This window comes from Mesorhizobium sp. M1365, assembly GCF_040317865.1.
In the GTDB taxonomy this organism is placed as follows: Bacteria; Pseudomonadota; Alphaproteobacteria; order Rhizobiales; family Rhizobiaceae; genus Mesorhizobium.
In genome coordinates this window covers 164914-190065 of sequence record NZ_JAMYLG010000008.1, presented here as the reverse complement: position 1 = coordinate 190065, position 25152 = coordinate 164914, and the positions used below count along the sequence as shown (strand labels likewise).

General features: G+C 59.8%; 21 protein-coding genes. 8 read left to right on the top strand and 13 right to left on the bottom strand.

Going from position 1 to position 25152, the window contains the following annotated elements:
• Positions 1–43: 43 nt before the first annotated feature.
• From NKH04_RS12885 to NKH04_RS12875, 3 genes are read right to left on the bottom strand one after another with little or no spacing between them, the layout of a single operon-like run.
• Positions 44–946 carry a recombinase family protein gene (locus tag NKH04_RS12885; protein ID WP_353044398.1) on the bottom strand — a complete coding sequence of 301 codons (903 nt, stop codon included), beginning with the start codon at positions 944–946 and terminating at the stop codon, positions 44–46.
• Positions 892–1299 carry a recombinase family protein gene (locus NKH04_RS12880; RefSeq protein WP_353044381.1) on the bottom strand — a complete coding sequence of 136 codons (408 nt, stop codon included), beginning with the start codon at positions 1297–1299 and terminating at the stop codon, positions 892–894. The genes NKH04_RS12885 and NKH04_RS12880 overlap by 55 nt, the downstream gene beginning before the upstream one ends.
• A gap of 11 nt (positions 1300–1310) precedes the next feature.
• The gene (locus NKH04_RS12875; protein ID WP_353044380.1) at positions 1311–1505 is read right to left on the bottom strand and encodes a recombinase family protein; all 195 of its coding nucleotides are present in this window, start codon (positions 1503–1505) and stop codon (positions 1311–1313) included.
• A 237-nt stretch (positions 1506–1742) separates the two neighbouring features.
• On the opposite strand from NKH04_RS12875, the gene NKH04_RS12870 reads away from it, so the two are divergent.
• From NKH04_RS12870 to NKH04_RS12850, 5 genes are all read left to right on the top strand, one after another.
• Positions 1743–2321: a fumarylacetoacetate hydrolase family protein gene (locus NKH04_RS12870; protein WP_353044379.1), complete on the top strand. Its 579-nt coding sequence runs from the start codon at positions 1743–1745 to the stop codon at positions 2319–2321.
• A 22-nt stretch (positions 2322–2343) separates the two neighbouring features.
• Positions 2344–3021 (top strand): hypothetical protein, encoded by a 678-nt coding sequence (locus NKH04_RS12865; RefSeq protein ID WP_353011911.1) that lies wholly within the window; start codon positions 2344–2346, stop codon positions 3019–3021.
• A gap of 15 nt (positions 3022–3036) precedes the next feature.
• A complete protein-coding gene (locus NKH04_RS12860) occupies positions 3037–3882 on the top strand; it encodes a fumarylacetoacetate hydrolase family protein (protein WP_353011913.1) in 846 nt (281 codons plus the stop codon).
• 150 nt (positions 3883–4032) lie between these two features.
• Positions 4033–5040: a Gfo/Idh/MocA family protein gene (locus tag NKH04_RS12855; protein WP_353011915.1), complete on the top strand. Its 1008-nt coding sequence runs from the start codon at positions 4033–4035 to the stop codon at positions 5038–5040.
• Between the two features lie 53 nt (positions 5041–5093).
• Positions 5094–6440: an aspartate aminotransferase family protein gene (locus NKH04_RS12850; RefSeq protein WP_353011918.1), complete on the top strand. Its 1347-nt coding sequence runs from the start codon at positions 5094–5096 to the stop codon at positions 6438–6440.
• Between the two features lie 282 nt (positions 6441–6722).
• Here NKH04_RS12850 and NKH04_RS12845 read toward each other — a convergent pair whose 3' ends face one another.
• The 9 genes from NKH04_RS12845 to NKH04_RS12805 all read right to left on the bottom strand — a co-directional run bounded on the left by NKH04_RS12845 (position 6723) and on the right by NKH04_RS12805 (position 17129).
• Entirely contained in the window at positions 6723–8420 is a 1698-nt protein-coding gene (locus NKH04_RS12845; protein ID WP_353044378.1) for an ABC transporter ATP-binding protein, read from the bottom strand.
• Entirely contained in the window at positions 8420–9244 is an 825-nt protein-coding gene (locus tag NKH04_RS12840; protein WP_353044377.1) for an ABC transporter permease, read from the bottom strand. Before NKH04_RS12840 ends, NKH04_RS12845 begins: the two co-directional genes overlap by 1 nt.
• A 10-nt stretch (positions 9245–9254) precedes the next feature.
• Entirely contained in the window at positions 9255–10211 is a 957-nt protein-coding gene (locus tag NKH04_RS12835; RefSeq protein ID WP_353044376.1) for an ABC transporter permease, read from the bottom strand.
• A 3-nt stretch (positions 10212–10214) separates the two neighbouring features.
• Positions 10215–11804: an ABC transporter substrate-binding protein gene (locus NKH04_RS12830; protein WP_353011929.1), complete on the bottom strand. Its 1590-nt coding sequence runs from the start codon at positions 11802–11804 to the stop codon at positions 10215–10217.
• A 578-nt stretch (positions 11805–12382) separates the two neighbouring features.
• Positions 12383–13105: a PDR/VanB family oxidoreductase gene (locus NKH04_RS12825; protein WP_353044375.1), complete on the bottom strand. Its 723-nt coding sequence runs from the start codon at positions 13103–13105 to the stop codon at positions 12383–12385.
• Between the two features lie 238 nt (positions 13106–13343).
• The gene (locus tag NKH04_RS12820) at positions 13344–14588 is read right to left on the bottom strand and encodes an aromatic ring-hydroxylating oxygenase subunit alpha (protein WP_353044374.1); all 1245 of its coding nucleotides are present in this window, start codon (positions 14586–14588) and stop codon (positions 13344–13346) included.
• Positions 14589–14879: 291 nt separating this feature from the next.
• Positions 14880–15221 carry a RidA family protein gene (locus NKH04_RS12815; protein ID WP_353044397.1) on the bottom strand — a complete coding sequence of 114 codons (342 nt, stop codon included), beginning with the start codon at positions 15219–15221 and terminating at the stop codon, positions 14880–14882.
• 140 nt (positions 15222–15361) lie between these two features.
• A complete protein-coding gene (gene gfa, locus NKH04_RS12810; RefSeq protein WP_353044373.1) occupies positions 15362–15931 on the bottom strand; it encodes an S-(hydroxymethyl)glutathione synthase in 570 nt (189 codons plus the stop codon).
• Between the two features lie 70 nt (positions 15932–16001).
• Positions 16002–17129: an S-(hydroxymethyl)glutathione dehydrogenase/class III alcohol dehydrogenase gene (locus NKH04_RS12805; protein ID WP_353044372.1), complete on the bottom strand. Its 1128-nt coding sequence runs from the start codon at positions 17127–17129 to the stop codon at positions 16002–16004.
• 213 nt (positions 17130–17342) lie between these two features.
• Between NKH04_RS12805 and NKH04_RS12800 the strand changes: the two genes are divergently transcribed.
• Together NKH04_RS12800 and dnaE are read left to right on the top strand one after the other, a co-directional pair.
• Positions 17343–19355 carry an acetyl-CoA carboxylase biotin carboxylase subunit gene (locus NKH04_RS12800; protein WP_353044371.1) on the top strand — a complete coding sequence of 671 codons (2013 nt, stop codon included), beginning with the start codon at positions 17343–17345 and terminating at the stop codon, positions 19353–19355.
• Between the two features lie 624 nt (positions 19356–19979).
• Positions 19980–23507, top strand: coding sequence for a DNA polymerase III subunit alpha (dnaE, locus tag NKH04_RS12795; RefSeq protein WP_352971172.1), 3528 nt, complete (start codon positions 19980–19982; stop codon positions 23505–23507).
• A gap of 14 nt (positions 23508–23521) precedes the next feature.
• Here the strand turns inward: dnaE and NKH04_RS12790 are convergent, their stop codons facing one another.
• Positions 23522–24403: a DMT family transporter gene (locus NKH04_RS12790; RefSeq protein WP_352816381.1), complete on the bottom strand. Its 882-nt coding sequence runs from the start codon at positions 24401–24403 to the stop codon at positions 23522–23524.
• Between the two features lie 173 nt (positions 24404–24576).
• Here NKH04_RS12790 and NKH04_RS12785 point away from each other — a divergent pair, with 173 nt between their 5' ends.
• Complete coding sequence (locus NKH04_RS12785) at positions 24577–25089, top strand: hypothetical protein (protein ID WP_352971176.1); 513 nt, start codon at positions 24577–24579, stop codon at positions 25087–25089.
• Positions 25090–25152: the final 63 nt, after the last annotated feature.

The window sequence follows — 25152 nt, the reverse complement described above, 5'->3', positions numbered from 1 at the left end:
TCACCTGATCGACCAGAGTTCGAAAGACCTGCGCCGCTTCGGCCTATGCTTTGCCGTCTTTGCTTTGCAGGCTCTCATAGAGAGTCGAAATCCGCTGGCTGTAAATCTCCGCCATGTTCGGATATAGAAGCGGCGGCGGCTCCGCGGCCTCGGCCAGCGCCTTTTCGAGATCCTCTTTGCGGATCTCGAGTTCCTTCATCTGCTTCATTACGCGCTTCGACGCATCGATGTCTTCGGACGCCAAGATCAGCTTCATCAGCTTGTCGAGTTCACGGTCTATTCGCGGAAGCTCGTCCCGCATCGCAGTCAGACCGGCGCCACGCTCAATCCGTAGCCGGTTCACCTCACGAGTAAACTCGCTACAGAATTCCTTGAAGAGCTCGGGCTCCATCAGATGGGTCCGTAAGCCGCTGAGCACCGAGGCTTCCAGCGCGTCCCGCCGGATATTCAACCGGTTATCGCAGGTGCCCTTATTCCGTGATGTTGCGCAGCCCAGCAGATCCTTCGAGATCATTGTGTAGCCGCCGCCACAGCAACCGCACTTCACAAGGCCGGCGAACAGGTGCTTCGGACGCCGCCGTTCGTTCAGCGGGTTCTTGCCGGGTTCAGACGTCTCATACGCGAGCGTCTGCTGACGTGCCTTCACGTTGTCCCAGACGTCCTGATCGACGATGCGCATCTCCGGCACTTCCTGAATCACCCACTCGGACTCAGAATTGAGACGCGACGCCCGCTTTCCCGTATCGGGGTCCTTCAGATAGCGCAGCCGGTTCCAGACGAGGCGGCCGACATAAAGTTCGTTGTTGAGGATGCCGACGCCGCGCTTCGGGTTGCCATGGATCGTTGACGGCCCCCATTCGGCACCTTGCGGCCCGGACACGCCTTCCTTGTTCAGCTCAAAGGCAATGGCGCGGGACGATTTGCCCGCGAGATAATCGGCGAAGATGCGGCGGATGATGCCAGCCTCGGCCTCGTTGATCGTTCGATCGCCGCGGATCGGTTCGCCACTCGCGGAATTCGCTTCACCACGTCATAGCCGAAGCACAGCCCGCCACCGGATTTGCCGTCCTCGACGCGGCCGCGCAGCCCGCGGCGCGTCTTATCGGCCAGGTCTTTCAGGAAGAGGGCGTTCATCGTGCCCTTGAGACCGACATGCAGATGCGTCACGTCGCCTTCGGACAGCGTGACGATACGCACGCCGCCGAAGGCCATGCGCTTGAATAATCCGGCGATATCCTCCTGATCGCGGCTCAGGCGATCCATTGCCTCTGCGAGCACGACGACGAACTTGCCGCGCATCGCATCGCTGATCAGCTCCTGAAGGCCGGGACGCAGCAGCGACGATCGCGGTCGGTATAGCTGTCGACGACTGTCCAGCCTTGCGTTTCGGCATGCAGGCGGCAGAGCCGCAACTGATCCTCGATCGAGGCGTCTCGCTGATTGTCAGTCGAGTAGCGAGCGTAGAGCGCGACCTTCAGGTCTTGAACGCCGGTTGACCTCGTCAATGGAAAAGCGTATTGGCAATAATGAAACGCCATTCCAGATGATATGCCATGTCAAACACAGCGTCCTTAAGCTCGAGTGCCCTCGCACAAAGTCTCGTCGCTGCGCACCAAGGTGGCCAGCGCGTCGGGGCCGAGTTATCCACACTTCAGGCTCTGAGCCGCGCTCAAGCTCTAAGTATCCAACATGAGGTCGTCAGCACACTGTCGGTCCCCATCGCGGGTTGGAAGGTGGCTGCCTTGCCCGATGGAGACCTAATATCTGCCCCCATCCTCACGAGCCGCCTTCTTCATAGTCCGGCGTCCATTTCTCAACCAACTTACGGACTCGGCGGTGTCGAATGCGAAATTGCATTTCGTCTCGCGAGAGAGCCAGTTCCGGGCAAGGGTGGCTTTGCGAGAGAGCAAATTATCGAGGCAATCGAGGGGGCCTGCGCAGCAATCGAGATCGTAGACAGCCGCTGGACGACAGCCTTCTCGACTCCTCGCAACGCAATGATCGCGGACCTGCTCTCGAACGGCGCGCTGGTCGTTGGTGCGATGAACAAAAACTGGAGAGACATGGCATTTAACACCCTTCAGGCTCGCCTCGGCATTAACGGAACCACCGTCTGCCAAACCTCGGGCGGGCACCAAAACGGAGACCTTATTGGCCTCCTCACCACGTTCGCAAACGATCTTCGTGAAAGAGGGCTCGTCTTGAGGCCCGGTGAGATTGTGACGACGGGAAGCTACACAGGTTTTCACACAGCAAGATCCGGTGATGAGATAGCAGCCGAGTTTGACGGGTTCTCGCCAGTCTCGGTGGCATTTCAATAGCTTAAGAATTGAGGAGAGATTAATGCTCTGCGGCAAAGGCGTGGTTGCCATCTGGAACGGAATATCCGAGGACGGGCGCCAGGACTTCTATCAGTGGCACATACACGAGCACATGCCGGAGCGAACCGGCATCTCTGGGTTTTTAAGGGGGCGACGCTATCGAGCGACTGATACGGACACCGATCCTGAGTTCTTTACGCTCTACGAAGTTGAGCAATTCGAGGTCATAAAAGGCGAGGAATATGCCAAGCGCCTCAATGCTCCGACGCCTTGGACAAAACGCGCGGCATCGCATTTTCTCAATACGTCTCGTGGTTTGGCGCGGGTCTTGTCGTCGGAGGGACCTGGACCGGGCGGCGTCCTTGCGACAGTGCGCTTCCATCCTGCGACAGTCAACGACGAGCAGGTAGCCGGCGAACTCTCATCGCTTGCATCCCAGCTTATGCAGGCACCACTCATAACCGGTGCGCATTTATGCAAATCTGATGAAGAAGCTACGGAGGTGCGCACTGCCGAGAGTGAGGGGCGGACAGACTTTAATGCGCCGCCCAATTGGTTCATGCTTTTAGAAGCTTGCACCGTGGAGTCTCTGGAAGCACCGGTGCAGGCTGTCCTCCAACATCCAATGGTACGGCAGGCGCAGGTCGGCCGTTATTCACTCGAGTACACCCGTTTGAAGACCGATTCGGCGGCCGGGTAGGTTAAGGGAAAAGTCATGAAACTATTACGATTTGGAGCACCCGGGTCTGAGAGGCCGGGGTTGCTGGACAATGATGGAACTATCCGTGACCTCGGTGGTGTGATTCCGGATATTGGCGCAAAAACGCTCTCACCCACCGGCCTGGAGATGCTGCGTTCAATAGATACGTCGTCGTTGCCCGCTATTGACAGCAATGTTCGTTTAGGACCTCCGGTGGCCGATGTTCGACATTTTATCGCTGTCGGCCTGAACTACACCGATCATGCAATCGAAACCAATACTCCGATCCCTGAGGAGCCAGTTGTCTTTTCAAAGGCGCCGTCGTGCATTGTTGGACCGAACGATGACGTCCTGATGCCACCAAAATCCCGCATGTTGGATTGGGAAGCGGAAGTCGCCGTTGTCATTGGAGAGCATGCTTTTGAGCTGGCAGAAGAAGATGCGTTGTCGGTTGTGACGGGCTATCTTGTCTGCCACGATGTTTCCGAGCGCGAATTTCAAATCCATCGTTCAGGACAGTGGATCAAAGGGAAATCCTCGCCGAGCTTTGGCCCCCTTGGGCCTTGGCTTGTGACGGCAGATGAGGTTCCCGACCCTCAAAGCCTGGATCTCTGGCTCACGGTTAATGGGGACATGAGGCAGTCAGGATCGACCGCCAAAATGATCTTTCCATTCAAATATCTGATCTCATACATCTCGCAGTTCATGGCGCTTGAGCCGGGGGACGTCATTACCACCGGTACGCCCCATGGTGTCGGACTCGGAATGAAACCCCCGGTATTTTTACAGCCGGGCGATGTGGTGGAGTTGGGGGCCAGTGGGCTCGGCCGGCAAAGGCAAACTGTCGTCCTCCGTGGGTAGCCTTCGGACCTGATACCCTCGACGGGGATCGGTGCCGCGACGCACTTGGCGCCAAGGATTATGAGCGGCTCGAGATCCGGCACAGCCCTTGCGGTACCGAAAAGGAGGCGAAGCACTTTCACTATGGCTTGCCGCAAAGGAGATGCTCCCTTGATAAAAGTTGCATTGATCGATACGGCCCATTGGCACGTTCCGCTCTACCTCGACGCCCTGCTCAAAGCCGACGTCGAATTTGTAGGCATCTCCGATCCCACAGGAACGACCGGACCCGCCCTCGCTCAAAAATTAAAGACAAAGTGCTTTGCAAGTTGCGAGGAGCTTATCGCCGAGGTGAGGCCAGATCTGGCATTTGTCTTTGGCCGGCACATCGACATGCCTATTTCAGCTAACCTGTTGTTGGATCACGACATTCCCTTCGCGATCGAAAAGCCGTGCGGGATAAGATCTGTTGATGTTCGACAGCTCGCCGAGAAGGCGGCCCAGAAGCAGGCATTTGTAGCAGTTCCTTTTATCTTCCGCTTGAGTGACACGATGAGGGTCATTCGCAGTGGAGGAGTTCCGGTTAAAATTGACCACGCCAGCTTTCGGTTCATTGCTGGACCGCCAAGCCGTTATAGGCAGGCGGGCAATCTTTGGATGCTGGAGCGCGACATCGCCGGCGGTGGGCCACTAATCAACGTTGGTGTGCATATGGTCGACCTTTTCCACTCCTTAAGTGAAAGCAGGATCGTCGCGGTATCGGCTTTTGCCACATCACACATCAACGAGTTGTCCATCGAAGATTTCATTGCCGTCACGCTTCAAAACGAATCGGGGGCTATCGGCACAATCGAATGTGGATACACATTCCCCAGTGCCCCCGGCATGCAACGTGACTTTTCGTTCTCTATTCGGTCCAGCGACCGATTCTTGCGGTCCGTTGATAAGGGCATCGAAGTCATCAAAGACATAAGAGCGGGTGTCGAACATGAATTTGTGGCTGCCGATTTCGAACTCGAGCCCTGTTACTCCAAATTCGTCGAACATGTGCTTGATGCTTTGAAGGCAGGCAGCCCCGCAATAGCAAATTTCCAGGACGCGGCTGGCGTGCTGGAGCTTGTCGAAGCCGCCTACATATCAGCGGCTGAGGGGGGGCGAACAATCCGCCTCTCGACCTAAAGTCTTAGTATCCGGCCCCCGTTTCGAATGAGAACCAATCAAGGAGAGCTGATATGAGCAGCGTGTTCCACCGCATTCCTAAGCGTCATCTTCCTGTCGCCGTCAAGGGTGACGGCATGTACATATTCGACCGAGATGGCAAGCGATACATCGACGGCTACGCCGGCGGCGCTTGCGTCTCATGCCTCGGCCATAGTCAACAAGAGGTAATTGACGCCATTAGGAATCAAGTCGGTGAAATGGCTTTCTTCCACGCCGGGATGTTTACCTCGGAACCGCTCGAGGAACTTGCATCCATTTTGACGACTGATGCTCCGGAAGGCCTAACTCGTGTTTTTTTTACAAACAGTGGGTCAGAAGCGGTGGAAACAGCCATCATGATGGCTCGGCAATATTTTGTGGAGGTCGGCGATCCTAGGCGGAAAAAAGTAATTGGACGCCGGAGCAGTTACCACGGAGCCGGCTTAACGGGGTTAAGCGTTGGATACCAGGTGGCACGTCGAACACCATTCGAAGACATATCCCCAAGCGTTTTTCACATTTCGCCTTGCTATGAGTACCGTGGCCGATTGGAAGGCGAGACGCCGGAACAATACGGTCTGCGCACAGCCAATGAATTGGAGCAGGCAATTCTTGGGCTCGGGCCCGAAAGCGTAATGGCTTTCGTCGCAGAAACTGTGACCGGCACTACGAGCGGTGCCACTCCACCTGTTCCGGGTTACTTCAAGCGTATTCGTGAGATCTGTGACAAATATGGTGTCCTACTCATCTTGGATGAGGTTTTCTGTGGCCTGGGCCGAACCGGTACTCTCCATGCTTGCGAGCAGGATGGCGTTGCTCCCGACTTTCTGACCTTTGCAAAAGGCATTGCAGCCGGCTACCAGCCGATTGGCGCGACCATGGTGAACCAGAAGATTTACGACGCCATTGTAGGCGGCTCAGGAACTTTTAAGGGCGGATATACCTATTCCGGGCATGCCACGGCATGTGCGGCTGCGGTAGCAGTGCAAAAGATTCTGCGCGCTCCTGGTTTTCTCGACCACGTAAAGGCAACAGGAAATGTGCTAGCCGCTCAGCTTAAAGACCAGTTTGCTCAACATCCGCATGTTGGCGACATTCGAGGTCGAGGTATGCTCATGACGTTGGAACTCGTCGAGAATAGGGAAACGAAGGCTCCGTTCCCGGCGGCGCTCGGCTTAAGCTCGAAGATCTATCAAAGTGCTCAAGCCAAGGGTCTGATCACACATGCGCAGAGTGGAACCGTTGACGGCCATGTCGGGGACCACGTCGTAATTTGCCCACCTCTGATCGCGACTCCGGAAAATGTCGAGACAATCTCGGGATTGCTAAGTGAGGCCATAGCGATAGCCTTGGAAGAGGTACGCGCAAAGGCGGCGTAGACGTTAGGTAGAGGGCTGTAGTGGCGATCGGCGCGTCGCCGCGGCCGCGCCTCACTCCTGCGGCTCATCCAAGGAGCAGTTGGAGAGTGAACACCGAGGTCTCGAAATTTCCTGGTCAGCGCCGGCGCTGGTGGCCATTGCGGTATGGTCACCGTTGGAGAGCACCACATAATTTTTGGGTTAGCCCTACGAGCCCACCTACGAAAGTTATGTCGATGAGAAATATGAAACCGGAGCTGTCTGGTATCTCCGGTTTTCATTTGTAACTTTTCGGTGCCATCTCTAACGTCCTGATGCGAGACGTGTACGCTCATCCGACATCTCCGCCATTTTCGCGAAGTCGGTTGTAACCGCGTCGCGAATCTCATCCAGCCAACCCGGTCGCATCTCTGGCACTGACGACAACAGCAAGTCGGTATAGGGATCAAAGGGCGGCATCAGCACTTTGCTCTTCGCACCGTAGCGCACGACTTCGCCGCGATACATCACCGCGATCGAATCGGCGATTGATCTCACGGTTGCAAAGTCGTGGGTAATGAAGAGGTAGGCGACCTTCTCGTGCTGCTGCAGGTTCAGGAGCAACTTGAGGATGCCGTTGGCCACCAGCGGGTCAAGCGCCGACGCCACCTCGTCGCAGATGATCAGCTTGGGCTTGGCGGCGAGCGAACGCGCAATGCAGACGCGCTGTTTCTGGCCGCCCGACAGCTCGGCCGGATAGCGGTCGATGAAGCCCTTGCCCATCTCGATCTCATCGAGCAGTTCGGCAACGCGCTTGTCGCGCTCGCGGCCGCGCATGCCGAAGTAGAACTCCAGCGGCCGGCCGATGATGGTGCCGACGGTCTGGCGTGGGTTCATCGCCACGTCGGCCATCTGGTAGATCATCTGCAGCTGGCGCAGATCCTCCTTCGGCCGGTCGGCCAGCCGGTTGGCCAGCGGACGCCCGTCGAAGGTGACGGTGCCTTTTTTAGGCGGCAAAAGCCCGGTGATGGCGCGCGCCAGCGTCGACTTGCCGGAGCCGGATTCGCCGACGACGGCCAGCGTCTGGCCCGGGTAAATGTCGACGGAAACGTTCTTCAGCACCTTGATGTGGCCGCCGCCATAGGCAGCGGTAACATTCTTGACCGACAGGAACGGTGTCGCGCCGGGCTTCTGCTCCTGGTGCTCGATCTCGTGTACGGAGACCAGCGCCTTGGTATATTCCTGGCGCGGCTCCTTGATGATCTGATGGGTGCCGCCCCACTCGACCAGACTGCCGTGGCGCAGCACCATGATCTCGTCCGACACCTGGGCGACGACGGCAAGATCGTGGGTGATGTAGAGCGCCGCCACATGCGTGTCGCGGATGGCGTCCTTTATCGCCGCCAGCACGCCGATCTGCGTCGTCACGTCGAGCGCAGTGGTTGGTTCGTCGAAGACGATCAGGTCGGGTTCCGAACACAACGCCATCGCCGTCATCACCCGCTGCAGCTGGCCGCCGGAGACCTGGTGCGGGAAGCGTTCGCCGATGGTTTCGGGGTTCGGCAGGCTGAGCTTCTTGAACAGCGCAATAGCGCGTTGCTCGGCCTCGGCCCGTGTCGCCGTGCCATGCAGCAGCGTGGCTTCCACCACCTGATCCATCAGCTTGTGTGCCGGGTTGAAGGCGGCTGCCGCCGATTGCGCGACATAGCAGACCTCGCGGCCGCGCAATTTGCGGAAACCTTCCTTGCCGCCCTTGAGGATATCACGGCCGTTGAGCAGCACCTCGCCGCCCGCGATGCGCACCCCGCCGCGGCCATAGCCCATCGACGACAGGCCGATCGTCGACTTGCCGGCGCCGGATTCGCCGATCAGCCCGAGCACCTTGCCCTTTTCCAGAGTCAGCGAGACATCGTGGACCAGCACGATATTCTTCGGCGCTTCGCCGGGCGGGTAGACGGTCGCCTCGATGCGCAGGTTGCGGATGTCGAGCAGCAGGCCGGGCTTCGCTTTCGTGTCGGCCATCACCCGCGTCCTCCCTTGAGACTCGTCGTGCGGTTGAGCACCCAGTCGGCGACGAGGTTGACCGAGATCGCCAGTGCCGCGATCGCCGCGGCAGGGATAAGCGCTGCCGCGATGCCGAAGACGATGCCATCCTTGTTTTCCTTGACCATACCGCCCCAGTCGGCGTCCGGCGGCTGCACGCCAAGGCCGAGGAAGGAGAGCGTCGACAGGAACAGCACCGCATAGATGAAGCGCAGCCCGAGCTCCGAGACCAGCGGCGACAGGGCATTAGGCAGGATCTCGCGGAAGATGATCCAGCCGCTGCCTTCGCCGCGCAGCTTGGCCGCCTCGACATAGTCCATGACGTTGATGTCGACGGCGACCGCGCGCGAAAGGCGATACACGCGGGTCGAGTCGAGAACGCCCATGACCAGGATCAGCGTCACCAGGTTGGTCGGCAGCACGGAGAGCACGACCAGGCCCATGATCAGCGTCGGGATCGACATCAAGAGGTCGACGAGGCGCGACAAAAGCGTGTCGAACCAGCCGCCGAACACCGCCGCCGAAAAACCGAGGATGGCGCCGAGCGAGAAGGACAGCGCGGTGGCCAGCACGGCGATGAACAGCGTGATGCGGGCGCCATAGATCATGCGGGAGAGGAGATCGCGGCCGAGATTGTCGGTGCCCAGCCAATGCGCCGCCGACATCGGTTCCCAGACGTCGCCGACGATCTCGCCATTGCCGTGCGGCGCGATCCAGGGTGCGAAAATCGCCGCCAGCACGAACAGTCCGGTCAGCACTATGCCGATCAGCGCCGGGATGGGGATGCGTTTGATATCGAGCATGCCCGCCCCCTCACTTCGGATGTCTGAGACGCGGATTGGCGACGATCGCCGCAACGTCCGCGATGATGTTCAGGCTGATATAGACGGCAGCGAAGATCAGGCCGACTGCCTGCACCACCGGCACGTCGCGCTTGGTGACGTGGTCGACCAGGTATTGCCCCATGCCGGGGTAGACGAAGATAACCTCGACGACGACGACGCCGACGATGAGATAGGCGAGGTTGAGCATGACGACGTTGATGATCGGCGCGATCGCGTTCGGGAAGGCGTGCTTGCGAATGACGGCGAAGGCTGAAAGCCCCTTGAGCTCCGCGGTCTCGACATAGGCCGACTGCATGACGTTAAGGATCGCCGCGCGCGTCATGCGCATCATATGGGCGAGCACCACCAGCGTAAGCGCCGTGGCCGGCAACGCGATCGCCTGCATGCGCTCTCCAAAAGGCATGCCGTCATAGACGGTGGAAATGGCGGGAAACCATTGATGTTGCACCGCGAAGAAAAAGACGAGCACGTAGCCGATGAAGAATTCGGGAAACGATGTCGAGGCGAGCGCCAGTCCGGAGATCAGCTTGTCGACCCAGCCATTGCGGTAGCGCACCGCGATCAGGCCGAGGATGATCGCCAGCGGCACGGCGACGATCGCCGCCCAGAAGGCGAGGAACAGCGTGTTCCACAACCGTCCCTTGATCGACGTCGCAATATCCTGGCCGCTCGACATCGCCGTGCCGAGATCGCCGGTCACCACCCCGCCGAGCCAATGGAAATACCTAAGATAGGCCGGGTCGTTGAGGTCGAGCTGCTCGCGCAGATTTGCGAGCGACTCCGGTGTCGCCGATTGTCCGAGAATGGCTTGCGCGACGTCGCCGGGCAGGATCTGGGTGCCGGCGAAGATCAGGACCGAAACGGCCAACAAAAGGAGGAAGCCCAGCGCAATGCGCTGGGCCACCAGTCTTAAGACGAGACTCACCTCTTAGGCCTGCCAGCACAGGACGGCGGCCTTACCGTTCATCATGTCCATATTGGGGTTTTCCTCCCATCCAGCGACACGGTCGCTGCGGTAGGCCTTAATGAAGCTCTTGAACATCGGGGTGATCAGTCCCCCCTGGTCTCGCAGGATCAGGTTCGCTTCGCGATACATATCCTTGCGCTTGGTCTTGTCGAGTTCGCCTCGCGCTTTCAAGATCAACGCGTCGAACTTTGGATCCTTGAAACGGGTATCGTTCCAGTTCGCCGAGGAGAAATAGACGGTTGAGTATATCTGATCCTGCGTAGGCCGACCGCTCCACTCTCCGGCCGAAAAGGGCTCCTTGTTCCAGACTTGGTCATAATAGCCGTCGCTCGGCTCGCGCTTGAGTTCGATGTTAATGCCTGCCTTAGCTGCGCTTTGTTGGAACAACTGGGCCGCGTCGACGGCCCCGGCGAAGGCGACGTCGGAGGTCCTCAGCAGGATCGGGCCGTCATGGCCGGACTTCTTATAGTGGAACTTGGCTTTATCCGGGTCATAGGCGCGCTGCGGGATGGAGTCGTCAAACAGCGGATAGGATGCATTGATGGGGGAATCGTTGCCGATCGACCCGTAACCGGCAAGAATTTTGTTCAGCATCTCCTCACGGTCGATCGCCAGCTTCAGCGCCATCCGGAGGTCGTAGTTGTCAAAGGGAGTAGTGTCACAGAACATGTTGAAGCAGTTGTATGCGCGGCCAACTGCTGACTCAACGATGACCTTCGGTGCCTGCTTGAGAAGCCCGGCTACGCGTGGTTCGACCAGGTTGACCATGTCCACTTGGCCAGACTGAAGCGCCGAATTCCTCGCGGTCGAATCGTTTATCACTAGGATATTGACCGCGTCGAAATGACCGACGGTTGGATCCCAATAATTCTTAAACTTTTCCATCTGGATGCGTGCGCCCGGCTCGAAGCTATTCAGGTTGTAGGCGCCGCTGAATATCCCTGCGTCCGGTTTGTCTATTCCCCCTCCTGGCTGGATCACCAAATGCCAATCGGACATCAAATAGGGCAGATCTGCGTTGGGGGATTTCAGCGAAATTACGACATTGCTGCCATCCACCTTCACATCCGCGATTTGCTGAAGGATGCCGAAGGCGCCCGACTTGGAATTCTTGTCGGAATGGCGCTGAATTGTCTTCGCGATGTCGTCCGGCGACATTGTCTTACCATTGTGAAACTCGACGCCCTTGCGAATTTTGAATGTCCAAGTGGCGGCATCGACCGAACTTTCCCAGCTTTCGGCAAGGGCGGGCACCGCTTCGCCCTTTGGCGAGACTTGGACCAGGGTCTCACCCAAGGTGTGGAGGTAAACGAGGGCGACCCCGTTGGAAGCCAGTGCAGGGTCCAGGGAGTCTGTTGTGCCTCCGCCCCCGAGCCCCATTGTCAGGGTACCACCTTTGTTTGGCGCGGCCGCCTTTACGCTGGTGCCGAACATGCTATTTGCCGCGGCAGCGGCGAGACCTAGAGCCATGGTCCGTTGGAGGAAGCCCCGACGGCTATACCCGGCTTCTCCGCCAACTTCTGCGACATGACTAAACTCATCGTTTTTCATTGCTTTTCCCCTGTGGTTTCTTAGCAGTGACAAGTAGTTTCTCAGTCGGTCTATCCAGCATTTAGCGTGGATAAGATGTGAGTTGTCGAATTCTGTTACGCGCCTGGGCGCACAGGCCGCCGACAAAACAAAATGAACGTCCTGCCTGCCTCGTATGACCTGGCAGCCGTTAGATGGCCCCGAGCGCACCCTACAGGTATGGAGCAACCGCACCCCAAGTGGAAGCCCGTTCCAACTAGATCACCGTTTCAAGATACCGTCAAGTGCCGCGGTAAAGTTTGCTAGCGGCTCAAACAAGGCGACGACGTGGCGATGCCGATCGATCTAACGAGGATTTAGGTATCGGCTGCGGTCGACGCTCACATGAGCTGCGGACGGTAAATCACCGGTGGTACCGGCCGGCAGGAGTCTGCGCAGGTGCACAGGCCAATGCTGCCTTCAAAGCAATTTAAACCGATGGACACTCACCAATAGTTTCGGGAACAGCAGCCTTGGTTGCGCCCAAAGATCTGATTTCAGCCGTTAAGCGCATAAGAACCAGGGCTACGCAGCTGAACGCACAAATCAACAGGAACGGCCTAGAGGTCGAGCTTTAGGCGCCTGGAACCCGCACGTGAGCAACAAATCATAACGACGGTTTGCGACGCCTTCTCTTCGTCGGTCAGGACGAAGTCGCGGTGATCTGCTGTTCCACCCAGAAGACCTGTTGCGCACGTCCCACAAATCCCCTCTTCGCATGAACTATCAGGGAATATCCCGTTCTCGCGCAGGACGTGCAGAATGGATTTTTGCGGCGGTACCTCCAGGATTTGTCCGGTTGAATCGATCTCTATTTCGAAGGTCGAGTCCTGTCCTGACCCGGTTAATAGAGCCGGGTCTATCTTAAATCGTTCAAAATGAACGGAGTTTGCCTGCCAATCCCATGTGGCGGCTTTAACACCGTCAATGAGGCCAGCAGGCCCGCAGCAATATACTTGCTGTCCTTCCACTCGTTCACGGAGCAGGGATGCGAGGTCGAGCCTTTGCCCGGAATGTTCGCCATCGAAGTGCATCACCGTGCGCCGGCTAAAGGGTGCCGTGTCAAGAATCTCTCGAAAGGCGGCTCGCTCAGGATTCCGAGCACAGTAGTGAATCGAGTATGCCGCGCCCGTTCTCTCGAGATAACGGGCCATCGACAAAATTGGCGTGATGCCAATACCTCCGGCGATTAGGGTATAGATACTAGCTCCCGCCATCAGCTGAAAGTTGTTCAGGGGATCTGAGATTTGAACTTGACTGCCCACGGCAAGGTTGTCGTGCACGTAGACAGAGCCTCCGCGCCCGGCGGGCTCGCGAAGAACAGCGATAACGTAGCGCTGGCGTTCCTGGGGATCATTGCACAGTGAGTACGACCGTGTGCGGCCGTCGGGCAAATGCAAATTTATGTGGGCGCCGGGTTCAAAAGGAGGGAGAAGCGCGCCGTCAGGGTCTACCAGCTCGTAAGAGCGTATGCCAAGGGCCTCATCTACGCATCGACTGATCCTGAGCGTCCTCACAACACTACTCGTTGATCAGCCTATTCAAGTACCAAGCGATAAACGCTGCCGTCATTTCCTCCCGAACCGAGTATAGGCCCGGAGTGTAGTGGCGTGAAGTCACCCCTCGATGGTTGTTCGCGATGAGCTCTGCGTCTTGCAGAGTGGTCACATGCCACATCCACTTCAGGCGCTCCACGTCATAGTCCGTCCCCTCGACTGCGTCTTCGTGCACCAGCCAAGTGAGCCGCATCTCCGTGTGGGTCGGATCTATCGGGGTGAAACGAATTAGGGTTGTGTGGTCACTGGTGCTATGAAGTCCGAACTGAGGCATAAAGTCCACGGCAGTTTCGGCCCCATCGAACTTCTTCAGGTTACCCATGAGGGGAGCAACCGGTTGGCCGTCTTTGGAAGCGGTTTGCCACCCATCGCGGATTGGCCGCCGCCTGACTTGATATGGCTGAAGTCCAGTGGCAAGGGCGACAGACCCCACCACGAATCCTTCATCCTTCGCGGCCGCTTCCCATGCGGGAAGAACATTCGCCTCAAACGAGCCTGGAGCGGCATCATTGGTTTTGACATATGCATTAACCGCTGTGTATTCTGGATGTGCCATTACGCAGTGATAGCACTCTCGAAAGTTCTCAACCGCAAGCTTCCAATTTCCGAGTGTTGTGTATACTTCAGTGTGAGCGATCTTTGCTCTCGTCAGCCCATGCGGCTCCAGATAGGGGAGCACATCCGCTTCCATCCCAGCAAAATCAGGGGCGTCCTTCTCGATCCCAAGGTAAATGAAGATCAATCCCGCAGTCACACGCACTGCACATGAGTGCAGCCCCCATTTCGAGCGATCAAACCCTTCGCCCATATTCTTGGCGTGCACTAAACGGCCACTTAAATCATAAACCCAGCCGTGATAAGGGCAGGTAAACGTCCGGACCTTTCCTTCTGGTTTCTGGCAAATTATACTGCCCCGATGGCGGCAGACATTATGGTGCGCGAAGATTTCGCCGTTTGTGCCGCGCACGATAACGATCGAGTCACCGCCGATCTCAAAAGTTATGAAATCCCCCGGTGTCGGAATGCGCGAGACATGGTCAACGAAAAGCCATTGTCGAGCGAAAATCACCTCGATGTCTCGCTCGAAGATATCTTTGTCAACGTAAAAGACGCGGTCTAGTGAATGCCCAGGCCGTTGAAGGGCCGCCAACTCCACAACCGTCTTTTCAGCCATATTCTCCATCTCGGCAACTTCTCTCTGCTGGACCATTCAAACGTTGGGGATGAGTATTTGCTACAAAATCCTATGCCGAAAGTCAATCGTCAGTGGAACGGTATTCAATCTGGAACTCGATCCCATCTTGCGGGGGTTGGTGCTAGGCTTGCTGCGTCGGGCCACAGCGCAGGTGCTGGACAGGCTGCCATCCGATCGCGCTTGGTTGATCACCGGCCGATCGAATGAAGCCGCCACGATCGTCGCAAGCGCACGACAATGCGTAAAAAGGGTGACGTTAGGCCACGTCTAAGCGCGGCCTGACCCGTCTGCGCCGAGATTGGCAGCCTAGAATTTGGCGGCTATTGCCTCTACCTCGACAAGCGCTCCTGGTGCAGCCAACGCCGGTACTAAGACCAGCGTGTTGGCAGGGCGATGACCGGCGAGAAACTTATTTCGCACTCTGGTGTAAGCGGAAACGTCTGTGCCCGCGACGATATACTGATTGATCTTGGTAAGGTTGTCGATCTCCATTCCGGCTTCCTTAAGCAAAGCCGTTATTTGGTCCCAAACTGTGTGAGCTTGTTCCTCACAGGATCCTTCAGTACAAAGCTGTCCAGAAACATGAAGCCAGTTGGCGCCAGATGGGGTGAGCATGGCTTGGCTAAACGGAGCTGAAGGATTGTGCAAAGTAGCAGGTTCTATAGCGGTCGATTTCAATGGCGTTCCCTTCAAACCAGTCGGTTCATCATCGGATTTGCTTTTTTAGCCGAGCGACAACGATCGTGCGCGTCACGCCGGACTCGGGCTCCGGGTCACGGCTTACCAGCCTATTCGGGCAAGGCGCCGGACTTCTTCGCGGTCCATGTCGCGATGTAGTCCATCAGGCCGGGGTTGAGGCAATCATAAGGTTCGAGCCCGATCGACTTCAGCTGTGATCGGATACCATCCATGCGGCTCGGATCGACACCGGATTCGATGATCGACGAGACAAAGGCGGTGAAGCCCGGAGGCGACCAGCCATCCTCCTGGAAGCGTTCCGGATGGATGAAGGACAGCCCCTTGAAAGCGTGGTCGCGCTCGACCGGGCCGTGCATGTGGACGCCGCAGCCGGTGCAGGCATGGCGCAGGATCAGCGCGCCCGGATCGACCACCTTCAGCTTGTCGCCGTTTTCGGTCACCGTCACGTCGTTTGTACCGGCAACCGCCACGATCGAGAACAGCGCGCCTTCCGGCTTCCAGCATTTGGTGCAGCCGCAGGCATGGTTGTGGGCGATCTGGCCCTTGACCTTCACCTTGACCGGATTGCTGGTGCAGGCGCAGACCAGCGTGCCGCCGGCAAAGTCGGGCTTTTCCCTAGGCAGGCCATTGTCGATTTTAGGGTGCAGTTTCTCCGGCATTTTTGTCTCCTCCCGTGTTGAACATGTGCATTTTCGGCCGCTGGCTGGTTAGCCGGCGGCTTTCTCCTCCTCAGTAAACCACCACGCTCCTGATCGACTTGCCTTCATGCATCAGGTCAAAGCCCTTGTTGATGTCCTCGAGCTTCAGCGTGTGGGTGATCATCGGATCGATCTCGATCTTGCCGGCCATGTACCAGTCGACGATCTTCGGCACGTCGGTGCGGCCGCGCGCGCCGCCGAAGGCGGTACCCATCCAGGTGCGGCCGGTGACCAGCTGGAACGGCCGCGTCGAGATCTCCTGGCCGGCGCCGGCAACGCCGATGATGACCGACTTGCCCCAGCCGCGATGCGACGCTTCGAGCGCCTGCCGCATGACTTTGGTGTTGCCGGTGCAGTCGAACGTGTAGTCGGCGCCGCCGATCTGGTCGGCGCCGCGCTTGGTCATGTTGACGAGATGAGCCACGACATCGCCGTCGATCTCCTTCGGATTGACGAAATGCGTCATGCCGAATTTCTCGCCCCATTCCTTCTTGTCGTTGTTCAGGTCGACGCCGATGATCATGTCGGCGCCGGCAAGGCGCAGGCCTTGGATGACGTTGAGGCCGATGCCGCCGAGGCCGAAGACGACCGCCGTCGCGCCTTGCTCGACCTTGGCCGTGTTGATCACAGCACCGATGCCGGTGGTGACGCCGCAGCCGATGTAGCAGATCTTGTCGAACGGGGCGTCGGCATTGACCTTGGCCACGGCGATCTCGGGCAGCACGGTGAAGTTGGAAAAGGTCGAGCAGCCCATGTAGTGGAACAGCCTGTCCTTGCCGATCGAGAAGCGCGAGGTGCCGTCCGGCATCAAACCCTGTCCCTGCGTGGCGCGGATGGCGGTGCACAGATTGGTCTTGCGCGACAGGCAGGACGGGCACTGCCGGCATTCCGGCGTATAGAGCGGGATGACATGGTCGCCCTTCCTGACCGAGGAGACGCCCTTGCCGACGTCGACGACGATGCCGGCGCCCTCATGGCCGAGGATCGCCGGAAACAGGCCTTCCGGGTCGGCGCCCGACAGCGTGAACTCGTCAGTGTGGCAGATGCCGGTTGCCTTGATCTCGACCAGCACCTCGCCATCGCGGGGACCTTCGAGGTCGACCTCCATGATCTGCAGCGGCTTTCCGGCGGCAACGGCGACAGCGGCGCGCGTTTTCATCAGGCAATCCTCCCAAGGCACTCTGCAATCCAGGTTAGATTTAACTTACCATTCAGCTCTGCGCTATGCACGAAGCGACGTTGTGACCCCGGATTTTCGTCAGCGCCCGCCGATTTGCATGCGGGATAGGCTCCGACTTTGCCTTGACCGGCCCCCTGAAGCCCATAAAACGGGAAGCCCGTAAAAGAAGGGCAGCCGAGGGACGAGGCCTGCATGTTCACAAAGATCCTGGTCGCCAACCGTGGCGAGATCGCCTGCCGCGTGATCAAGACGGCGCGCAAGATGGGCATCGCCACCGTCGCGGTCCATTCCGACGCCGACCGGGACGCCGTGCATGTCGAAATGGCCGACGAGGCGGTGCATATCGGGCCTTCGCCGGCTGCGCAAAGTTATCTGGTCGCGGAAAAGATCATCGCCGCCTGCAAGGCCACAGGAGCAGAGGCCGTGCATCCCGGCTACGGTTTCCTGTCCGAGCGGGCATCCTTCTGCGAAGCGCTGGAGCAGGAAGGCATCGTCTTCATCGGCCCGAAGCCCAAGGCCATCAAGGCGATGGGCGACAAGATCGAATCGAAGAAGTTCGCCAATGCGGCCAAGGTGTCGACGGTGCCCGGCTGGCTCGGCGTCGTCGAAAACGCCGCCCATGCCGAAAGAATAGCCTGCGAAATCGGCTATCCCGTGATGATCAAGGCTTCAGCCGGCGGCGGCGGCAAGGGCATGCGCATCGCCTGGAGCAAGGCAGAGGTGCGCGACGGCTTCGACCGGGCGCGGTCGGAGGCGAAAAGCTCGTTCGGCGATGACCGCGTCTTCATCGAAAAATTCATCGTCGATCCGCGCCATATCGAAATCCAGGTGCTCGCCGACGCGCATGGCAACACGCTCTATCTCGGCGAGCGCGAATGCTCGATCCAGCGCCGCAACCAGAAAGTCGTGGAGGAGGCGCCGTCGCCGTTCCTCGACGCCAAGACCCGCAAAGCCATGGGCGAGCAGTCGGTGGCCCTGGCCAAGGCCGTCGACTACCAGAGCGCCGGCACGGTCGAGTTCATCGTCGACAGCGACAAGAACTTCTATTTCCTGGAAATGAACACGCGGCTGCAGGTCGAGCATCCGGTGACGGAACTCGTCACCGGCATCGACTTGGTCGAGCAGATGATCCGCGTGGCGGCCGGCGAAAAGCTCGCCATCAAGCAGAGCGACGTCAAGCTGAACGGCTGGGCGGTGGAAAGCCGCCTCTATGCCGAAGATCCGTATCGCAACTTTCTGCCGTCGATCGGCAGGCTGACGAAATACCGGCCGCCGGAAGAGGGAAAATTCGGCGAAATCGTCATCCGCAACGATACCGGCGTTACCGAAGGCTCGGAAATCTCGATGTTCTACGACCCGATGGTCGCCAAGCTGTGCACCTGGGCGCCGACACGGCTGGCGGCAATCGACGCGATGTCGGAAGCGCTGGACAGTTTCGTCGTCGACGGCATCGAGCACAACGTACCGTTACTGGCGGCGCTGATGCAGCATCCGCGCTGGCGGGAAGGGCGGCTATCGACGGCGTTCATCGCCGAGGAATATCCCGACGGCTTCGCGCCCATTGTGCCGAACAGCGAAGAAAACGCGGTGCTGGCCGCGATCGCAACCGCGGTCGAACTGCTGCGCCGCGACCGGCTCGACCGGCTGGGCGGGCGGCTGGCGCCGCATTCGGGCGCCTTGAAACGCGATTGGGTGGTGAAGATCGGCCGGGATTATCTTTCGGTTGCCATCGTCGAAGGCATGATTTCCATTCCGATGGAGCTCGACCTCACAATCGACGGCGGCAAACCGCTGACGGTGGCATCCGACTGGCGGCCGGGCGATCTCATCTGGCGCGGCACGGTCGGCGGCCGCAAGGTCGCGGCGCAAGTCAGGCCGGTGCTGAACGGGTTCCGCATCGCCTGGAAAGGCATCTCGGTGACAGCCCGCGCCATGCTGCCGCGCACCGCCGAACTCGAAAGGCTGATGCCGGAAAAAGTGGCGCCGGATACCTCGAAGATGCTGCTATGCCCGATGCCCGGCCTCGTCGTGTCGATTGCCGTTGCCGAGGGGCAGGAGGTCAAGGCCGGCGAGACGCTGGCCGTGGTCGAGGCGATGAAGATGGAAAACGTGCTGCGCGCCGAGCGCGACCTCATCGTCTCGAAGCTCAACGCCAAGCCCGGCGACAGCCTTGCCGTCGATGCTGTGATCATGGAATTCGCGTGAGGTTGGACCCGCCCTCGACGCTCTGTCTGAAGTTGGCGGGACAGCGCGCCCCTCTGTCCTGCCGGACATCTCCCCCTCAAGTGTCCCTAAAGTGGGGAGATTGGCAGCTTCGGGGCCCAGCTCGCTCCTGCAACGTTGGAAATTGGCGAAAGCCGAGATGATGGCCAATCTCCCCCCTCATGGGGGAGATGTCCGGCAGGACAGAGGGGGGCGCGAAGGAACGCGACCTTGCAATTGGTTGGGCACGCTCAGTGGAGGAGGGACAAGGCGAGGCCGCGAGGAATTCGCATTTTTCCCCGTCGCGCCGTATTTTGTTCTTGCTTTGTGCCGGCAGCTATGCTACTAATTTGGGTATGGTGCTAATTGGCTCCAGCGACCCGCCCGCAGTGGCGGGTTTTTATTTGCAGCCTGACGTCGGCGGGACAGCGCCCCTCTCTGTCCTGCCGGACATCTCCCCCACGAGGGGGGAGATTGGCAGCTTCGGTGGCAGCGCCTTTCTGCCGGCGGAAGCGATTGCTAAGTTCACAAAGCTCCAATCACTACCGCTGGACTCGTGTTACCCGGTGCCGGACAATACAATACATCTTCATCGACTGAGTCCTTGTGAGGCGGCGCGAAAAAACCATGGCGGATGAAAGACTTCCACGCGATCCCTTGCTGCGCGAGGCCTATGCAAAGGCGTCGCGGGCGGAGGCGGCGGCGCGTCGATTCATTCATCTGCGCGTGCATTCGGCCTATTCGCTGCTCGAAGGTGCCTTGCAGCTCGGCAAGATCGTCGGCCATGCGGTGCAGGACGAATGCCCGGCAATCGCCGTCACCGACACCAACAATCTGTTCGGCGCGCTGGAATTCGCCCAGAAGGCGGTAAAGGATGGCATCCAGCCGATCATCGGCTGCCAGATCGACCTCGCCTTTTCCGGCGAGGCGAGCGACAGCCAGCGCGACCGCAGGCGGCAAGGACCGGAGATGCGGCCGGTCGTCCTGATCGCCGCAACCGAGGCCGGCTACGGCAATCTGGTCAGGCTGGTCAGCCGCGTCTACCTCGAGACACCGCCCGGCGAAGCGGTGCATCTGACGAGCGAGATGCTGCAGGGCCACACCGACGGATTGATCTGCCTTACGGGCGGGCCGCGCGGTCCGATCGGCACTGCCTTGAAACAGGATCGCCGCGAACTCGCCGAGACCCGGCTCTCGGCGCTCAAGAGCCTGTTCGGCGACCGGCTCTATGTCGAGCTTGAGCGCGTGTCCGGCTATGACCGCGCCATCGAGCAGTCGTCGGTCGATCTCGCCTACCGCCACGATCTGCCGCTGGTTGCCACCAACGAGGCGTTTTTCTTCTCTCGTGAAGACTATGAGGCGCATGACGCCCTGATCGCCATCGCCGAAGGTTCCGTGGTTGCGGCCGACAATCGCCGCCGCCTTTCGCCCGACCACTTCCTGAGAAGCCAGGCCGATATGGCGAGGCTGTTCGCCGACCTGCCGGAAGCAATCGACAACACCGTCGAGATCGCGCTGCGCTGCTCGTATTACCCGAAGACCCGCAATCCGATTCTGCCGCGCTTTGCCGGCCGCGATGTCGCCGACGCCGATGCTGCGGTCAAGGCGGAGGCGCAGGAGCTTGCCAGGCAGGCGCATGAAGGGCTAGAGGCGCGGCTGGCGGCGCACGGCCCGACGCCGGGCTACACGGTCGAGCAATATCGCGAAAGGCTGGATTTCGAGCTCGGCGTCATCGAGAAGATGAAATATCCGGGCTATTTCCTGATCGTTGCCGACTTCATCAAATGGGCCAAGGCACAAGGGATTCCGGTCGGCCCGGGCCGCGGTTCGGGCGCCGGCTCGCTGGTCGCCTATGCCACGACCATCACCGACATCGATCCACTGCGTTTTTCGCTGCTGTTCGAGCGCTTCCTCAATCCCGACCGCGTGTCTATGCCCGACTTCGACATCGACTTCTGCCAGGACCGGCGCGAGGAAGTCATCCGCTACGTCCAGCAGAAATACGGCCGCGACCAGGTTGGCCAGATCATCACCTTCGGCACGTTGCAGGCGCGCGCGGTGCTGCGCGACGTCGGCCGCGTGCTGCAGATGCCTTACGGGCAGGTCGACAAGCTGAGCAAGATGGTGCCGTCGAACCCGGCCAATCCGGTCAAGCTCGCCGACGCCATCGCCAACGAGCCGCGCTTTGCCGAAGAGGCGGAGCGTGAGCCGATCGTGCAGACGCTGCTCGATACGGCGCAGAAACTGGAAGGTCTTTATCGGCACGCCTCGACGCACGCCGCCGGCATCGTCATCGGCGACCGGCCGCTGTCGGAGCTGGTGCCGATGTACCGCGATCCGCGCTCGGACATGCCGGTCACGCAGTTCAACATGAAATATGTCGAGCAGGCCGGGCTGGTGAAATTCGACTTCCTTGGCCTGAAGACGCTGACGGTGCTGGACAGGGCCGTCAAGCTGATCCGCCGCCGCGGCATCGAGATCGATCTTGCCCACATTCCGCTCGACGACCCCGAAACCTACGCCATGCTGTCGCGCGGCGAGGTGGTCGGCGTGTTCCAGGTGGAAAGTGCCGGCATGCGCAAGGCGCTGATCGGCATGCGGCCCGACTGTATCGAGGACATTATCGCGCTGGTCGCGCTCTACCGGCCGGGGCCGATGGAGAACATACCGACCTACAACGCCAGAAAGCACGGCGAGGAGGAGATGGCGTCGATCCACCCGAAGATCGACCATCTCGTCAAGGAGACGCAAGGCGTCATCGTCTACCAGGAACAGGTGATGCAGATCGCGCAGGAGCTCTCCGGCTATTCGCTGGGCGAAGCCGATCTGCTGCGCCGCGCCATGGGCAAGAAGATCCGCGCCGAGATGGACAAGCAGCGCGAGCGCTTTGTTTCGGGCGCGGTCGAGCGCGGCGTCGGCAAGCCGCAAGCCGACTTCATCTTCGACCTGCTGGCAAAGTTTGCCGACTACGGTTTCAACAAATCGCATGCCGCCGCCTATGCCGTCGTCTCCTACCAGACCGCCTATCTGAAGGCGCATTACCCCGTCGAATTCCTGGCGGCATCGATGACGCTCGACATGGGCAATACGGACAAGCTCGCCGATTTCCGCCAGGATGCGCTGCGCCTCGGCATCGAGGTGGTGGCGCCGTCGGTCATGACGTCGTTCCGGGATTTCGAGGTCGGCGAGAACCGCATCTTCTATTCGCTGGCCGCGCTCAAGGGCGTCGGCGATGCGGCGGTCGAGCACATCGTCGCCACGCGCGGCGAAAAACCCTTCAAGAGCCTCGCCGATTTCTGTGAAAGGGTCGATCCGAAGATCGTCGGCAAGCGCGTCTTCGAAAGCCTGATCATGGCCGGCGCGCTCGACTGCTTCGGTCATGACCGCGCGGCGATGATGGCCGGCGTCGAGCGGATGATGGGGCTGGCGTCGCTGGCGCAGCAGAATGCCGTCACCGGCCAGCATGACATCTTTGGCGCCTCGCTCGGCGCACAGTCGCAGGCGCTCAACTTGCCGGCGACCGATCCCTGGCTCGCCGCCGACCGCCTGCACCGTGAATTCCAGGTGGTCGGGTTCTATCTCTCGGCGCATCCGCTCGACGAATACAAGGCGGCGCTGCAGAAAATGCGGGTGCAGACCTGGGGCGAGTTTTCGGCCGCCGTCAAACGCGGTGCTGCCGCCGGCCGGCTCGCCGGCACGGTGACCACCAAGCAGGAGCGCAAGACGCGCACCGGCAACAAGATGGGTGTCGTGCAGTTCTCCGACACCTCCGGCCAGTATGAAGCGGTGCTGTTTTCCGAGGGGCTGGCGCAATACCGCGACCTGCTCGAACCCGGCCGCTCGGTGGTGATCACCGTTTCGGCCGAGGACAGGCCTGAAGGCGTCAATCTGCGCATCCAGACCGTGCAGTCGTTGGAGGAAGAGGCAAGCCGTATCCAGAAAGCGTTGCGCATCTTCGTCAGAAATGACGCACCGGCATCGACAATCCAATCGCAGCTTGGCCAGCGTGGCGACAGTCAGGTGAGCATCATCGTCATCAAGGAAGGCGGCGAGGGCGAGGTCGAGATCGAGTTGCCCAACCGCTACCGCGTATCGCCGCAGATCGCGTCGGCGATGCGGGCGGTGCCGGGCGTGGTCGAGGTGGAACTGGTCTAAGAGTTAGCGCACGCTTATGAAGCGGCGATCTCCGCCGGTTGCGGTGCTCTCCGCTGCAGATTGAGCAGATTGCCGAGCAGGATCAGCAGGGCGCCACCGGCGGTGAAGGCGTCGATCTGCTCGTGATAGAGCAGCCATCCGATCACCGCCGACAGCGGCACGCGCAAAAAGTCCATTGGCGAGATGACCGTCGCATCGGCATAGACAAGTGCGCGGGCCATGCAGAAATGCGACGACATGCCGGTGAAGGCGATGAGCAGGATCCACGGCCAGAGCTCAAGCGGCGGGTTGCGCCATTCGTAAAGCGCCGGGACGAGGCCAAGCAGCGACTGGATGATCAACATCCAGAAGATGATGCGCACGACGCTGTCCGTCCGCGTCAGCGACTTGACGAGGACCACCGAGACGCCGAAGCAGACCGCGGCTCCCAGCACGATGACATGTCCCGGATTGACCGCGCCGACGCCCGGACGCACGATGATCACAACGCCGATCAGCCCGAGCACGATTGCCGCCAGCCGTGGCCGGGAGAGCCTTTCGCCGAGGAAAGCGACGGCCAGCAAAGCGGTCCAGATCGGCGTCGTGAATTCAATCGAGATCAGTACCGCAAGCGGGATCAGCGTCAGGGCGTAGAGCCAGGCAGCCTGGCCGGTATAGTGGACGACGTTGCGGGCGATATGAGCCAGCGGGCGTCCGGTGCGCATCGCCGCAAAACCGCCTGACATCATGACCAGCGGCAACAGGATGAAAAAGCCGATCACCGAGCGCAGCTCGAGCACCTGGAAGACGTTTAGTTCGGCCGTCGTGGCACGGCCGGCCACCGACATCGCCAGGAACGAGGCGATCGACAGCGCCATCCAGAACGCGGCCTTGGGGATCGAGGGTGCGGGTGCCATGCGGCTATGTCGCAAGCCGGAGCGCTCATCGCAACCGCTAGCCGACGCATTCGACTGGGCCAGCCGTGCAGCGTTGCAAACAGTGATGTTGAAGCCGGAACCCGCCGCTGAGGGAAGCGTTGGTCCCTCAGTGTTTGCGTGCTGTGTTTTGGATACCAACGAGGAGCGGTCCGATGAAATCACTTGCACGATTTGTACTTGCCGGCTGCCTGACGGCCGGGGCCGGGGCCGGGGCAGCGCATGCCGACGATCCGGATTTTCTTAGCTCATTCCAGGGGAATTTCGCCGGCAAAGGCATCGTCAAGGTGACCACCGATGCGCCGACGGTGAATGTCTCCTGTCATTTCAATTCCGACGCAACGTCGAGCTCGCTATCGCTCGACGGCAGCTGCCGCGGTCTTATCGTGGTAACGCGCGCCATCAGCGCCGATCTCAAATCGAGCGGGACGAAATACACCGGCACCTATGTCGGATCGCGCACCGGGCCGGCGCAATTGAGCGGCAGCCGCTCCGGCAACGCAATCAATCTCGGCATCCGTTGGGCCAAGGAGGTCAATGGCGATCGCAAGGCGCAAATGACGGTCGAGAAGAACGGCGAGAATGGCATGCGGCTGATCGTCGTCGATACCGATCCGAAAACCGGGAAGAGTGTGGTGACCACCCGGATCGATCTGCAGCGCACGTGACTGGGGCAAGTTGATATTCAGGTGAGGCCGGCCTGCGAAAGGCGGTTTCCTGCGCATCCAGTG

Bases quoted from the DNA above. Each gene is read 5' to 3' on its own strand.
- NKH04_RS12880 (WP_353044381.1), bottom strand. From the start codon at position 1,299: ATGCGCGGCAAGTTCGTCGTCGTGCTCGCAGAGGCAATGGATCGCCTG.
- NKH04_RS12865 (WP_353011911.1), top strand. From the start codon at position 2,344: ATGCTCTGCGGCAAAGGCGTGGTTGCCATCTGGAACGGAATATCCGAG.
- NKH04_RS12860 (WP_353011913.1), top strand. From the start codon at position 3,037: ATGAAACTATTACGATTTGGAGCACCCGGGTCTGAGAGGCCGGGGTTG.
- NKH04_RS12850 (WP_353011918.1), top strand. From the start codon at position 5,094: ATGAGCAGCGTGTTCCACCGCATTCCTAAGCGTCATCTTCCTGTCGCC.
- NKH04_RS12845 (WP_353044378.1), bottom strand. From the start codon at position 8,420: ATGGCCGACACGAAAGCGAAGCCCGGCCTGCTGCTCGACATCCGCAAC.
- NKH04_RS12840 (WP_353044377.1), bottom strand. From the start codon at position 9,244: ATGCTCGATATCAAACGCATCCCCATCCCGGCGCTGATCGGCATAGTG.
- NKH04_RS12830 (WP_353011929.1), bottom strand. From the start codon at position 11,804: ATGAAAAACGATGAGTTTAGTCATGTCGCAGAAGTTGGCGGAGAAGCC.
- NKH04_RS12820 (WP_353044374.1), bottom strand. From the start codon at position 14,588: ATGGTCCAGCAGAGAGAAGTTGCCGAGATGGAGAATATGGCTGAAAAG.
- gfa (WP_353044373.1), bottom strand. From the start codon at position 15,931: ATGCCGGAGAAACTGCACCCTAAAATCGACAATGGCCTGCCTAGGGAA.
- NKH04_RS12805 (WP_353044372.1), bottom strand. From the start codon at position 17,129: ATGAAAACGCGCGCCGCTGTCGCCGTTGCCGCCGGAAAGCCGCTGCAG.
- NKH04_RS12800 (WP_353044371.1), top strand. From the start codon at position 17,343: ATGTTCACAAAGATCCTGGTCGCCAACCGTGGCGAGATCGCCTGCCGC.
- dnaE (WP_352971172.1), top strand. From the start codon at position 19,980: ATGGCGGATGAAAGACTTCCACGCGATCCCTTGCTGCGCGAGGCCTAT.
- NKH04_RS12790 (WP_352816381.1), bottom strand. From the start codon at position 24,403: ATGGCACCCGCACCCTCGATCCCCAAGGCCGCGTTCTGGATGGCGCTG.
- NKH04_RS12785 (WP_352971176.1), top strand. From the start codon at position 24,577: ATGAAATCACTTGCACGATTTGTACTTGCCGGCTGCCTGACGGCCGGG.